Consider the following 12,063-nt stretch of genomic DNA (forward strand, 5'->3'; position numbering starts at 1 on the left):
ACATTATAACGTTATGATCGAACACAAAGTGGTCGATTAACTTCCGGCCACTCGTAGCGCCAAGTGTCCACTGGCAAACGCACCAGTGGCCACTGACTGGCGCAAAATGCACAAAATGATTTTTTGCACGATTTGGTTCCAGTTTTTCTGGGGTTGTGATATAATCCTTAATGGATTGGATGATATTTTTGCAGATGTCAATTCGATTCATATGATATACCTCCTAAAGTGTAATTAAGGTTCGTGGCGAGACGAACAATTCCTTAATTAATAGGTCGCGAAGCGACCTCACTTTCAGGAGGTTTTGTCAAGTACTTTTTTGTAAAAAAAGAAAAGAATTCCTTCAAATGCCCATGAAATCAGGGCTGAAGGAATTCTAAAATTTTTCTAAAATTCTTAAGTTGACCACATTGGTGTCAGGCACTATTAAATTTCGGTACAGAACCATAGATTTCCCTAATCTGGGAATTCATTTAAAATCTGTCGGCGATCATATCACAGTCTTTGGATTCGATATCGCATATTATGGAATCGTCATAGGAATCGGAATACTTGCGGGACTTATGATGGCGGTAATGGAAGCAAAGCGTACGCATCAGAACGTAGAAGATTATAATGATCTGGCAATATATGGAGTTATCTTTTCAATTATCGGAGCAAGGGCATATTATGTGATTTTCTCCTGGGATATGTATAAAGACGATATTAAGAGCATCATTAACATCCGTGAGGGCGGTCTTGCCATATACGGCGGTGTGATCACGGCAATTGTTGTAGTATTTATATTTGCAAAAATAAAAGGATTATCACCGTTCCTGTTATTTGACACAGGCGGATTCGGTCTGATCACCGGACAGATGATCGGAAGATTGGGGAACTTTTTTAATCGAGAAGCATTCGGCGAATATACAAATGGCTTATTTGCCATGAGACTTCCGGTGGATGCAGTAAGAAGTTCGGATATCACAACAAAGATGTGGAATCATGCCGAGACAGTCAAAGGAGTCATGTATATTCAGGTTCATCCGACCTACCTGTACGAATCCCTGTGGTGTCTGATGGTGCTGATTATCATGCTGTTGTACCGCAAGCATAAGAAATTCGATGGGGAAGTCTTCCTGATCTATCTCTTGGGGTATGGTCTTGGCAGATTCTGGATCGAAGGACTTAGAACCGATCAGCTGTTGCTGCCAAAAGTTGGACTTCCGGTCTCTCAGCTGTTGGCAGGCACGATTGTAGTGATATCCGCTATACTGATCATTGCAGGAAGAAAAAAAGCAGCAGCTTTACAAAAATAGTCCGGCTGCCGCAAATATAATCGAATACAGAAAAAGATCCCGGTATGTGAAAGGACAATGAGCTGGATGCTCAAAAATGTCTGATTCACATACCGGGATTTTTTATTCATATTACATATCAATCTTACTGAGTGCTGCTTCATCAGCTACAATCGTAACATCATTATGTAACTGAAGAATAGAAGCAGGAACTTTCGGAGTAATTGGTCCGTATAAGACCTCTTTTAAGATATCCGCCTTATCTTCTCCGCTTACAACAACCAGAATTTTCTTGGCCTGCATGATATTCTTGATTCCCATTGTATAAGCCTGTCTCGGAACATCATCTTCAGATTCGAAGAAACGCTTATTGGCTTCAATTGTACTTTCTGTCAGATCTACGCAGTGTGTCTCTTTCTCAAAAGCGGCACCTGGTTCGTTGAATCCGATATGTCCGTTGTGTCCAAGACCGAGAAGCTGGAGGTCTACACCGCCCTGCTTACGGATGACTGCATTATAATCGTTGCAGGCTTTCGCGGAATCTGCTTCCAGTCCGTCTGGAACGAAAGTACGGGTTTTGTCGATGTTTACATGATCAAAGAGATTGGTATTCATGAAATATCTGTAGCTCTGATCATTTTCAGGACTGAGTCCTTTGTATTCATCGAGGTTTACACTTGTAACCTGGGAAAAATCAAGATCCCCTTTCTTATACCATTCGATCAGCTGTTTATATGTACCGACCGGTGAAGATCCGGTTGCAAGTCCAAGTACACAGTTTGGCTTCATAATAATCTGTGCAGAAATGATGTTTGCGGCCTTACGGCTCATATCCTGATAGTCTTTTGCTTTATAAATTACCATAATAAAATCTCTCCTTATTCTATTGTTTTTTTGTTTCTGAATATTAGTATATACATTATAAATGAATTTTCAAGTAAAATAGCATAAACTGAAACTACTTTCAAAAGTGGAAAGAAATTGCCTGGAATTGTGCATATTGCATAAAAAACGGATTTTAAAATAGGCAAAACAGAAAGAAGTATTGAAAAGGATGAAAGAAGTTTCAAGAACTGCAAATGTACTTGAAAATAAAATCGAATAATACTATACTGATTGCAGAACAAAGGAGGGAACAAAAAATGAATCAGAAAGTTGAAAATCTGAAGGGTAAATTAATTGTATCATGTCAGGCATTACCAGATGAACCATTACATTCTTCATTCATTATGGGAAGAATGGCACTGGCTGCAAAACAGGGAGGTGCAAGCGGAATTCGTGCAAATACAAAAGAAGATATCAAGGAGATCCAGTCACAGGTTGATCTGCCAATCATCGGAATCGTAAAAAGAGATTATGATGACAGTGATATCTACATTACACCAACGATGAAAGAAATCGAAGAACTGATGGAAGTAAAACCTGAAATCATCGCTATGGACGCTACTATTTCAAAGAGACCTGGCGGAAAGACATTAGATGAGTTCTTTAAAGAAGTAAAAGCAAAATATCCGGATCAGTTATTCATGGCAGACTGTTCTACAGTGGAAGAAGCACTGCATGCGGATGAACTTGGATTTGACTTCATCGGAACTACAATGGTTGGTTACACAGAGCAGAGCAAGGGCGATAAGATCGAGGCAAATGATTTCGAAATCTTAAGAAAGATTGTCGCAAAAGCAAAACACAGAGTGATCGCAGAAGGTAACATCAATACACCGGAAAAAGCAAAACATGTGATCGAGCTTGGTGCGTACAGTGTTGTTGTAGGATCTATTATCACAAGACCGCAGCTGATCACAAAATCATTTGTAGAAGAAATGGAAAGATAATTCTGCAAGGAACTTATTAAATTAAATTTATATAAAAAGACAAAGAAAAGGAGAAAGAAACCATGAGAAATCTTGAAAAGTACAAAGGCGTAATCCCTGCATTCTATGCATGCTATGACAACGAAGGAAATGTAAGCCCGGAAGGCGTTCAGGCACTGACAAAATACTTTGTAGAAAAAGGTGTGAAAGGTGTATATGTGAACGGTTCGTCAGGAGAATGTATTTATCAGAGCGTAGAAGACCGTAAGATCATCCTTGAGAACGTTATGAAAGCAGCAGAAGGAAAGCTTACAGTTATCGCACACGTTGCATGCAATAACACAAAAGATAGCCAGGAACTTGCAAGACATGCAGAAAGCCTTGGAGTTGATGCAATCGCAGCAATCCCACCGATCTACTTCCACCTGCCAGAGTATGCAATCGCTCAGTACTGGAATGACATCAGTGCAGCAGCACCAAACACAGACTTCGTAATCTACAACATTCCACAGCTTGCAGGAGTGGCTCTTACACAGGGACTTTTCGCAGAGATGAGAAAGAATCCTAACGTAATTGGTGTTAAGAACTCTTCTATGCCGGTACAGGATATCCAGATGTTCAAACAGGCAGCAGGCCCTGACTACATCATCTTCAACGGACCAGATGAGCAGTTCATGAGTGGACGTGTCATCGGAGCTGAAGGAGCAATCGGTGGTACATACGGAGTTATGCCGGAATTATATCTGAAATTAGACGAGTATGTAAGAGCCGGAAAGATGGAAGAAGCAAGAGAAATCCAGTATGCTTGTGATGAGATTATCTATAAGATGTGCTCTGCACACGGAAATATGTACGCAGTGATCAAAGCTATGTTAAAGATCAACGAAGGTCTGGAACTTGGCGGAGTAAGAGAGCCACTGCCAGCATTAGTAGAAGAAGACATGGCTATCGTTGAAGAAGCAGCTAAGATGGTTCGCGACGCAAAAGCTAAATATCTGTAAGATTATATAAAAAATACTGTAAGGAGAGAGACGATGCAAGGGTTTACCGTAGTAGATTTAGTCATTTTAGTAGTTTATCTCGCGGCTGTACTGTTCGCCGGCCTTCATTTCGCAAAGAAAGAAATGAAAGGAAAAGAGTATTTTAAAGGAGACGGAACTGTACCGTGGTGGGTAACTTCCGTATCAATTTTCGCAACACTGTTAAGTCCGATTTCATTCCTGTCATTAGCAGGAAACTCATACGCAGGAACATGGATCATGTGGTTCGCACAGCTTGGTATGCTGTTAGCTATCCCGATCACGATTAAATTCTTCCTGCCAATCTACAGCAAACTGGATATTGATACAGCATATCATTATCTGGAACTGAGATTCGGAAGCAAAGGACTTCGTGTACTTGGAGCTGTAATGTTCATCATTTACCAGATCGGACGTATGTCAATCATCATGTACCTTCCATGTATGGTACTTGGAAGTCTGACTGGAATCAGCGTAAATTTACTGATCATTATCATGGGTATCATTGCTATTATTTACTCATACACAGGAGGTCTTAAATCCGTACTTTGGACAGACTTCATCCAGGGATCTGTACTTCTGATCGGTGTTACATTTGCACTGATCTTCCTGTTAGCACACTTAGATGGTGGATTTGGAGCAATCGCACATGCACTGACAACAGAGCATAAGTTCCTTGCTGTAGATCAGCCAATCTTCAATGCTAATATTTTTAAAGACAGCGTATTCATCATGATCGTTGGTGCCGGATTCAATACAATGGCATCTTACGTATCAAGCCAGGATATTGTACAGCGTTTTACAACAACAACTGATACAAAGAAACTGAACAAAATGATGCTTACAAACGGAGGATTATCAATCTTCATCGCAACAGTATTCTACCTGATCGGTACAGGATTATACGTATTCTATCAGCAGAATGCACTTCCACCGGCAGCAGCTCAGGACCAGATCTTCGCATCTTACATCGCATTTGAGCTTCCGGTTGGTGTAACAGGACTTCTGTTAGCAGCTATTTATGCAGCAGCACAGTCTACACTTTCTACAGGTCTGAACTCTGTAGCATCAAGCTGGACACTGGATATCCAGACAAGACTTTCTAAGAAAGAATTAAGCTTTGAGAAACAGACAAAGATCGGACAGTATGTATCTCTGATCGTTGGTATCTTCGCAATCGTAGTTGCTATGGTACTGGCTAACGGCGGAGTAAAATCTGCATACGAATGGTTCAATGGATTCATGGGACTGGTACTTGGTATCCTGATCGGAACATTTATCCTTGGAGCATTTACAAAGGTTGCCAATACATTTGGTGCAGTATGTGCATTCATCGTTGCATCAGGCGTAATGGTATACATCAAATACTTCGTACCTGCTGATCACGTATCAATCTGGTCATACTCAATCATCTCAATTGTAGTATCACTGGTAATTGGTATCCCGGCAAGTATCATCTGGAGAAAGGCAAAAGGAGACAATTCCGTACCTGCTCCTAACACAACCATTTACAAAAACTAAGAAGGAGTGACGATTTTCGTGATTTTTGGAAATATCAATAATTTATCAGAATTCCCATTCTTAGAAGAACAGGTAAAAGAGTGCTTTGAATATGCAAAGACACACGACCTTGCATCTTATGAAAAGGGAAGTCATGAAATCGATGGTGACAGACTGTTTGTCAATATCGTAGAATATACAACAACAACACCGGAAGAACGTTTCTGGGAAGCACATAAAAATTATCTGGACGTCCATGTAATGATCCATGGAAATGAACAGATCGATCTGAACTTCATTCAGAATATGGAATTAAAAGATTTTGTGGAAAAAGATGATTTTCTTCCGATGGATGGGGAAAAGAATTCTTCCGTAGTCCTGACAGATGGAGATTTCCTGATCTGTTATCCGAGTGACGGACACAGAACAGCGGTTCAGGTTCAGGAACCGGAAACCATTAAAAAGGCAATATTTAAAGTAAAGATTTAATCAGAAAAAGTCGAGGGCAAACCATAAAAGAACGGTTTGTCCTTTTCTGGCTGAACGAGTATAATGAAGGAAAATGAAAGAGGCAAAGCAGAGATGAAAAAATATATTAGTATTGACATCGGCGGCACAGCAATCAAATATGGTATTGTGAGCGAAGATGCAGAAGTATTGTTAAAGAAAGAAATGAAGACAGAAGCGCAGAAAGGCGGACCGGCGATCCTTGATAAAGTCATCGGTATCGTAGAAGCATTAAAAGAAGAGGCAGACGCAGGTGTGTGTATTTCTACAGCCGGTATGGTTGACATTGAGAAAGGTGAAATCTTCTATTCGGCACCGCTGATCCCGAATTATATCGGAACGGCATTCAAAAAGACGGTAGAAGAACGATTCGGAATTCCATGTGAAGTGGAAAATGATGTGAATTGTGCGGGACTTGCTGAGTACAAAGCAGGAGCGGCGGCAGGAAGTAAGGCGGCTGTGATGCTGACAATCGGAACCGGAATCGGCGGCTGTATTTTGCTGAATGGCGAGGTGTTCCACGGATTCAGTAACAGCGCATGTGAAGTCGGATATATGCATATGGATGACAGCGATTTCCAGACACTCGGAGCAGCCAGTATTCTGACGAAGAAGGTTGCTGCATGGAAGGGAGAACCGGCAGAAAATTGGAGCGGATATCGCATTTTTGAAGAGGCAAAAAAAGGTGATAAGATCTGTAACCGTGCAATTGATGAGATGACGGATGTACTTGGGAAAGGTATTGCCAATATCTGTTATGTAGTGAATCCGGAAGTTGTCGTACTTGGCGGCGGAATCATGGCGCAGGAAGCATTCCTGAAGGACAAGATTGAAAAAGCAGTGGAAAAATACCTGGTGTCCAGCATGTGGGAGCATACAAGTATCGCATTTGCCAAAAACCAGAACAATGCCGGTATGTTAGGCGCATTCTATCATTTTCAGGGAAGACATGCATAGTCTGGAGTTATAAAATAAAGAAGCAGGAATAGTAAGATATGGAATATTATGTAAAATCAGTCGTTCCGATCATAGAATCGAATTATGATAAATTTACGACAGTGGAACGGAATATCGCAGATTTTTTTATACAGAACAGAAAGAAAGTGGATTTTTCATCAAAATCCATTTCCGAGAGACTCTTCGTATCAGAAGCGTCGTTATCCAGATTTGCGAAGAAATGCGGATATCGCGGATACAGAGAATTCATCTATCAGTATGAAGAGACATTTGTAGAAAAGCAGGAATCCATTACCGGTAATACGCGAATGATCCTGAATGCATATCAGGAACTTCTGAATAAGACTTACAGTCTGGTGGATGAGGCGCAGATTGCAAGGATCAGCAGATGTCTGAATCAGGCGGAGCGTGTGTTCGTGTGCGGAACCGGAAGTTCCGGTCTGGCAGCAAGAGAGATGGAACTGCGTTTTATGCGAATTGGTGTGGATATTGATTCGCTGGTAGAAAGAGATATGATGCGTATGCAGGCGGTATTCCAGGACAGAAGAAGCCTCGTATTCGGAATCAGTATCAGCGGATCCAAGGAAGAGGTCTTGTTTCTTCTGAAAGAAGCATATCGGAAAGGTGCGAAAACAATTCTTTTTACGGCGAACAACCGGGGTGGCTTCGAGCAGTTCTGCACAGAAGTTGTTCTGATTCCATCACTCAGACACCTGAATCATGGGAATGTAATCTCACCGCAGTTCCCGATTTTGGTCATGCTTGATATTATCTATTCTTACTATTTGGAACAGGATAAATATGAAAAAGAAGTTCTGCATGATAATACACTGCGTGCACTGGAAGAAGGAGAAGGGATGCACAGGAGTTTTTAGAATGTTAAGAGGTATGTTGGGAAAAAATAAAATGGAGGATATATAAAATGATAATCAAAAATGTAATTGTCTATACAGGAGACAAAAAATTTACAGCAGGCGGCATTGTTGTTCACGATGACAAGATCGAAAGCATTTACACGACAGAAAACGTACCGGATATGCCGGGGGAAGAAGTCGTTGACGGACAGGGGGCATACGCAATTCCGGGACTGATCGATCTGCATTTCCACGGGTGTATGGGAGATGACTTCTGTGATAACAGTAAAGAGGCTATTGAAAATATTGCAAAATATGAGGCTTCTGTGGGTGTTACAACAATCGCACCAGCAACAATGACACTTCCGGTAGAAGAACTGGAAGATATCTTAAGAACAGCAGCAGAATACAAAAAAGAGCAGAATCCGAAGGGAGCGGATCTTGTTGGCGTGAACATGGAAGGCCCGTTCATCAGCCCGGTGAAAAAAGGAGCGCAGGATGAAAGAAATATCATGCCTTGTGATACGGATATTTGTCAGAGATTCCTTGATGCTTCGGAAGGCCTTGTGAAGTTTGTAGGACTTGCGCCGGAAGAAAGTGAGGACGCAGTTGCATTTGTAGAAGCAATGAAAGATAAAGTGAACATTTCGCTTGCACATACCAATGCGGATTATGCACATGCGAAAGCAGCATTCGATGCCGGAGCAAATCATGCCGTACATCTCTTTAATGCGATGCCTGCATTCACTCACCGTGAACCGGGTGTTGTAGGAGCAGTGTCCGACAGTGCACATGTAATGGCAGAGATTATCTGTGACGGTGTACATATCCATCCATCGATGGTGAGAGCAGCGTTCAAGATGATGGGAGCAGACCGTATGATCCTGATCAGCGACAGTATGCGTGCGACCGGAATGCCGGACGGACAGTATACACTTGGTGGATTGGATGTAAAAGTAGTCGGTAATCATGCAACACTGGTATCTGATGGAGCACTTGCAGGATCTGTTACAAACCTTGCAGACTGTATGCGTACGGTAGTTAAGAAGATGGAGATCCCGCTTGAGACGGCTGTAGCATGTGCGACGATCAATCCGGCTAAGAGTCTTGGAATTGAAGATACATATGGTTCGATCGCACCGGGAAAGAAAGCGAATATCGTATTATTAGACGAGAATTTGGAGCTTAAGATGGTAATTAAGGACGGACAGGAATTATAATTCATGCAATTTATAGTATAAGGCTATTTGGTGTTAAGGACAGATGAAAAAGATTATATTTTTAGGTGACAGTATTACAGATGCCAGTCATTGCTTTTTAGAAAATCCACTGGGAAACGGTTATGTGAATATGGTGGCTGAGAAGTTGAATGACAGTGACGGCGGAAGGAAGAAGTACGACATTATGAATCGAGGACATGATGGATTCACGATTCATGGAGTGAAACGTATATTGGAGAAGGAATGCATTTAAAAACGACCGGATGTCGTAAGCATTCTGATAGGATGCAATGACGTCGGAGTTATGATGAATACAGGAAAGAGTCTGGAAGAACAGCAGTTTGAAGCCTGTTATGAAGCCATTGTGAAAGAAATTACAGAGCAATCGGATGCAAAGCTTATCTGTATGTCGCCATTTATAGTGCCATATCCCGGAATGTATGAAAACTGGATTCCGGGAATAAAACAGACAGAAAGAATCGAAAAAAAGATTGCAGAAAAATATCATGCGGACTTTCTTACGCTTCAGGACATGATAATATTGAAAGCAGAAAAAGCAGGATATGAGAGTGTTACAACGGATAAAAGCTATACAAAGTGTCAGGCACCAATGGTAGGTAGCTATCATTAAGATAAGAATTATGATATACTAGAAGAGCCGGGAAATTATGAATTTCTTGATACAGTTCTCGTATTGCGTCTCTAGATAAATAATTCAGGCATGGCAAACAGACAGATTGGGGAATCTGCCTACTGAAAAAATATCAAGATATGAATATTTTATCGGTATTGGAATGTAGTTGCAGTCCTTGCTCTTAAGTAGCGGGGATTGCGCCTGTCGGGTCTTACAGCAATTAATTCCCTACCTATTAAAGCAATAACATCAATGGGCGGTGAGGCACAAGAGCGTTTTTAAAATTATAAATATTATTATAATCCATTATATTTTCTCCAATCATAACTGTTATTTTTCTTGTCATTTCCCTGTTCATCAACGCTGCTGCTGGAAGCAGGCCAGTTGATTTTCCATTCAAAATATTCGTCCTCTGAAATTTCTCCGCTTTTTAGTTGTTCTTTCCGCAGACACCATTCACGCAGAAATTCATTTACCAGACCGTAATCAATCCACATACCGACAGGGGCATGAGCGGGCCATTCATCAGTATCATTATATCGGACAGACTTATCATCGAAGGAATTGCACTTGCCAGGATTGCGGACAAGCTGGAACAGATGAAAAGCATTGCGGTTGTCCTCGTCAAGCCAGAAGAAAGTTTGCATAATATCTTCGGCGCAGCCAGGAACTTCCGTAACAAAGTTTATATAATTGACGTTCAAAATTTTAGAAATTTCTATGAGTGTATCTTTTTTGGGAACCCGATAGCCGGATTCATATTGGGCTACACGAACATCAGCATTGCGTTCTTCATATCCTAGCTTTAAGCCTAATTCCCGTTGTGTCAGTCCTCGGAATGTGCGGATTTTTTTTATTCGTTCTCCTAGTAACATAATCTATGTCCTTTCTGAAATCTATAAATGGCATATCATAATCCATTCATCTTTATTTTCATTTACAATTTTAAATCCTAATTTTTGATACATTTTGGCAGCATAATTTGCTTTTTGGACAGAAAGAGAAACACTTTTATATCCATGATTTCTAAGCAAATTCAGCATTTCTTTCATCATGGCAATTCCTATTCCATGTTTTCGGTAGTCTTTATAGAGAGAAATTGCAAGAGAGGGAGTGCTGCTGTCAATGTGTCCGTAATCATTGATAATGCGTACCCAAACAGCACCAACGATTTGTTTTTCTATTTCTGAAACTAACGCAAAATCATCTTTTAATAGTCCGAAATCTTTAATATAAGTCTGTAACTCTGGTAAGGAAATAACACTTCTGGGTGGAACTTCCATACCTTCTGGAATAAAGATTGCTTCATATAAAAAATCTTCAAGCAATGGAAATTCCTGCTTTTTCATTGTCCGGATTGTATAGTTCATAACTTCCCCTTTTTAAGCTTTTGCTGTTTTTTATATTGTAGCATATATGAAATAATAGAGCAATAACGACTTATCAGAAATGCTAAATTTAATAAAAAAGATAAGTTTAACAAATAAGTTATTGACAATAACATAAATGTTAAGTATAATGCAAATATGGGATTTAACAAAAAAGCTATAAGGAGGACGTGTATTTGAAAAATGATTTATTTGTAACGGCCGGAGAAGTGGCTCAGGAATTAGGCATTTCCAAACCATTTGCTTATAAGCTGGTGCGGCAGATGAACGAAGAACTGGAAGCAAAAGGTTTTATCACAATCGCCGGACGAGTGAGCAGAAAATACTATGAAGAAAAATTTTATGGCATGGCGCAGGCGAATTAGGAAAGGAGTGAGATTATGGCGGCGTACAAAGACGAACAGCGGGGAACATGGTATGTGTCCTTTCACTATTATGACTGGACTGGTAAGAATTGCCGGAAAGTTAAGAGGGGATTTAAGACCAAACGGGAAGCAACAGAGTGGGAACGGCATTTCCGTATGAAAGAAGCGGCTGACTTGGATATGACTTTCGAGGAATTTGTTCAGGCATATACAAGAGATATGAAGCCGAAGCTGAAACACAATACCTGGCTGACAAAAGAGCATATCTTGAGGACAAAGCTGCTGCCCTATTTCAAGGACAAGAAAATGCGTGATATTCGTCCGAAAGATATTATCCAGTGGCAGAATGAACAGATTTCCTATCGTGATGAAAAAGGAAAGCCCTATGCTCCGACTTATTTGAAAACTCTGCAATCAGAACACCACTTTACAACTTTTTCATAAAAAAATATCGTACAGGACTTTCTGATGTATAATGAATTTGACCCAAAACATTACAAAGGAAAGTGACCCTGTACGACAAAAACATTA

Annotated in this window: 15 protein-coding genes and 1 pseudogene; 12 read left to right on the forward strand and 4 right to left on the reverse strand. The window is 40.6% G+C overall.

Translation table 11 applies throughout. The annotated features are described in order from the left end of the window. A partial coding sequence (locus tag ACTNES_RS15890; protein WP_441040084.1) for a hypothetical protein occupies positions 1–211 on the reverse strand: 211 nt, incomplete at its 3' end. A 202-nt stretch (positions 212–413) separates the two neighbouring features. Here ACTNES_RS15890 and lgt point away from each other — a divergent pair. Then, positions 414–1,298, forward strand: coding sequence for a prolipoprotein diacylglyceryl transferase (lgt, locus tag ACTNES_RS15895; RefSeq protein WP_441040085.1), 885 nt, complete (start codon positions 414–416; stop codon positions 1,296–1,298). Positions 1,299–1,409: 111 nt separating this feature from the next. Here the strand turns inward: lgt and nagB are convergent, their stop codons facing one another. Beyond that, a complete protein-coding gene (nagB, locus tag ACTNES_RS15900) occupies positions 1,410–2,141 on the reverse strand; it encodes a glucosamine-6-phosphate deaminase (protein ID WP_117685531.1) in 732 nt (243 codons plus the stop codon). A 278-nt stretch (positions 2,142–2,419) separates the two neighbouring features. Here nagB and ACTNES_RS15905 point away from each other — a divergent pair, with 278 nt between their 5' ends. The 9 genes and pseudogenes from ACTNES_RS15905 to ACTNES_RS15945 form a co-directional block, all read left to right on the forward strand. Next, on the forward strand, positions 2,420–3,109 hold the full coding sequence (locus ACTNES_RS15905) for an N-acetylmannosamine-6-phosphate 2-epimerase (protein WP_015529448.1): 690 nt from the start codon (positions 2,420–2,422) through the stop codon (positions 3,107–3,109). Positions 3,110–3,171: 62 nt separating this feature from the next. After that, the gene (locus ACTNES_RS15910; RefSeq protein ID WP_006427785.1) at positions 3,172–4,089 is read left to right on the forward strand and encodes a dihydrodipicolinate synthase family protein; all 918 of its coding nucleotides are present in this window, start codon (positions 3,172–3,174) and stop codon (positions 4,087–4,089) included. A 33-nt stretch (positions 4,090–4,122) separates the two neighbouring features. Beyond that, positions 4,123–5,628: a sodium:solute symporter gene (locus ACTNES_RS15915; RefSeq protein WP_291809327.1), complete on the forward strand. Its 1,506-nt coding sequence runs from the start codon at positions 4,123–4,125 to the stop codon at positions 5,626–5,628. Between the two features lie 18 nt (positions 5,629–5,646). Further along, positions 5,647–6,096 (forward strand): YhcH/YjgK/YiaL family protein, encoded by a 450-nt coding sequence (locus ACTNES_RS15920; protein WP_055284298.1) that lies wholly within the window; start codon positions 5,647–5,649, stop codon positions 6,094–6,096. Positions 6,097–6,189: 93 nt separating this feature from the next. Beyond that, positions 6,190–7,071, forward strand: a complete 882-nt coding sequence (locus ACTNES_RS15925) for an ROK family protein (protein WP_055157330.1) — start codon at positions 6,190–6,192, stop codon at positions 7,069–7,071. A gap of 38 nt (positions 7,072–7,109) precedes the next feature. Beyond that, positions 7,110–7,946 carry a MurR/RpiR family transcriptional regulator gene (locus tag ACTNES_RS15930; protein ID WP_227079801.1) on the forward strand — a complete coding sequence of 279 codons (837 nt, stop codon included), beginning with the start codon at positions 7,110–7,112 and terminating at the stop codon, positions 7,944–7,946. A gap of 47 nt (positions 7,947–7,993) precedes the next feature. Continuing rightward, positions 7,994–9,145: an N-acetylglucosamine-6-phosphate deacetylase gene (gene nagA / locus ACTNES_RS15935; protein ID WP_291809349.1), complete on the forward strand. Its 1,152-nt coding sequence runs from the start codon at positions 7,994–7,996 to the stop codon at positions 9,143–9,145. Between the two features lie 43 nt (positions 9,146–9,188). Further along, positions 9,189–9,398, forward strand: coding sequence for a hypothetical protein (locus ACTNES_RS15940; protein WP_441040086.1), 210 nt, complete (start codon positions 9,189–9,191; stop codon positions 9,396–9,398). A 15-nt stretch (positions 9,399–9,413) separates the two neighbouring features. Continuing rightward, positions 9,414–9,776: pseudogene (locus ACTNES_RS15945) on the forward strand (SGNH/GDSL hydrolase family protein); the annotation flags it as partial. 299 nt (positions 9,777–10,075) lie between these two features. Here the strand turns inward: ACTNES_RS15945 and ACTNES_RS15950 are convergent. Both ACTNES_RS15950 and ACTNES_RS15955 read right to left on the reverse strand, forming a co-directional pair. Beyond that, positions 10,076–10,654 (reverse strand): helix-turn-helix domain-containing protein, encoded by a 579-nt coding sequence (locus tag ACTNES_RS15950; RefSeq protein ID WP_368365658.1) that lies wholly within the window; start codon positions 10,652–10,654, stop codon positions 10,076–10,078. Positions 10,655–10,675: 21 nt separating this feature from the next. Beyond that, positions 10,676–11,149: an N-acetyltransferase family protein gene (locus ACTNES_RS15955; protein WP_441040087.1), complete on the reverse strand. Its 474-nt coding sequence runs from the start codon at positions 11,147–11,149 to the stop codon at positions 10,676–10,678. A gap of 194 nt (positions 11,150–11,343) precedes the next feature. On the opposite strand from ACTNES_RS15955, the gene ACTNES_RS15960 reads away from it, so the two are divergent. Further along, positions 11,344–11,532, forward strand: a complete 189-nt coding sequence (locus tag ACTNES_RS15960) for a DNA-binding protein (protein ID WP_118640007.1) — start codon at positions 11,344–11,346, stop codon at positions 11,530–11,532. A 15-nt stretch (positions 11,533–11,547) separates the two neighbouring features. Further along, positions 11,548–11,976 carry an Arm DNA-binding domain-containing protein gene (locus ACTNES_RS15965; RefSeq protein WP_441040088.1) on the forward strand — a complete coding sequence of 143 codons (429 nt, stop codon included), beginning with the start codon at positions 11,548–11,550 and terminating at the stop codon, positions 11,974–11,976. Positions 11,977–12,063 lie beyond the last annotated feature (87 nt).

This window comes from Blautia sp. HCP3S3_D9, assembly GCF_052063845.1.
Taxonomy (GTDB): Bacteria; Bacillota; Clostridia; order Lachnospirales; family Lachnospiraceae; genus Blautia_A.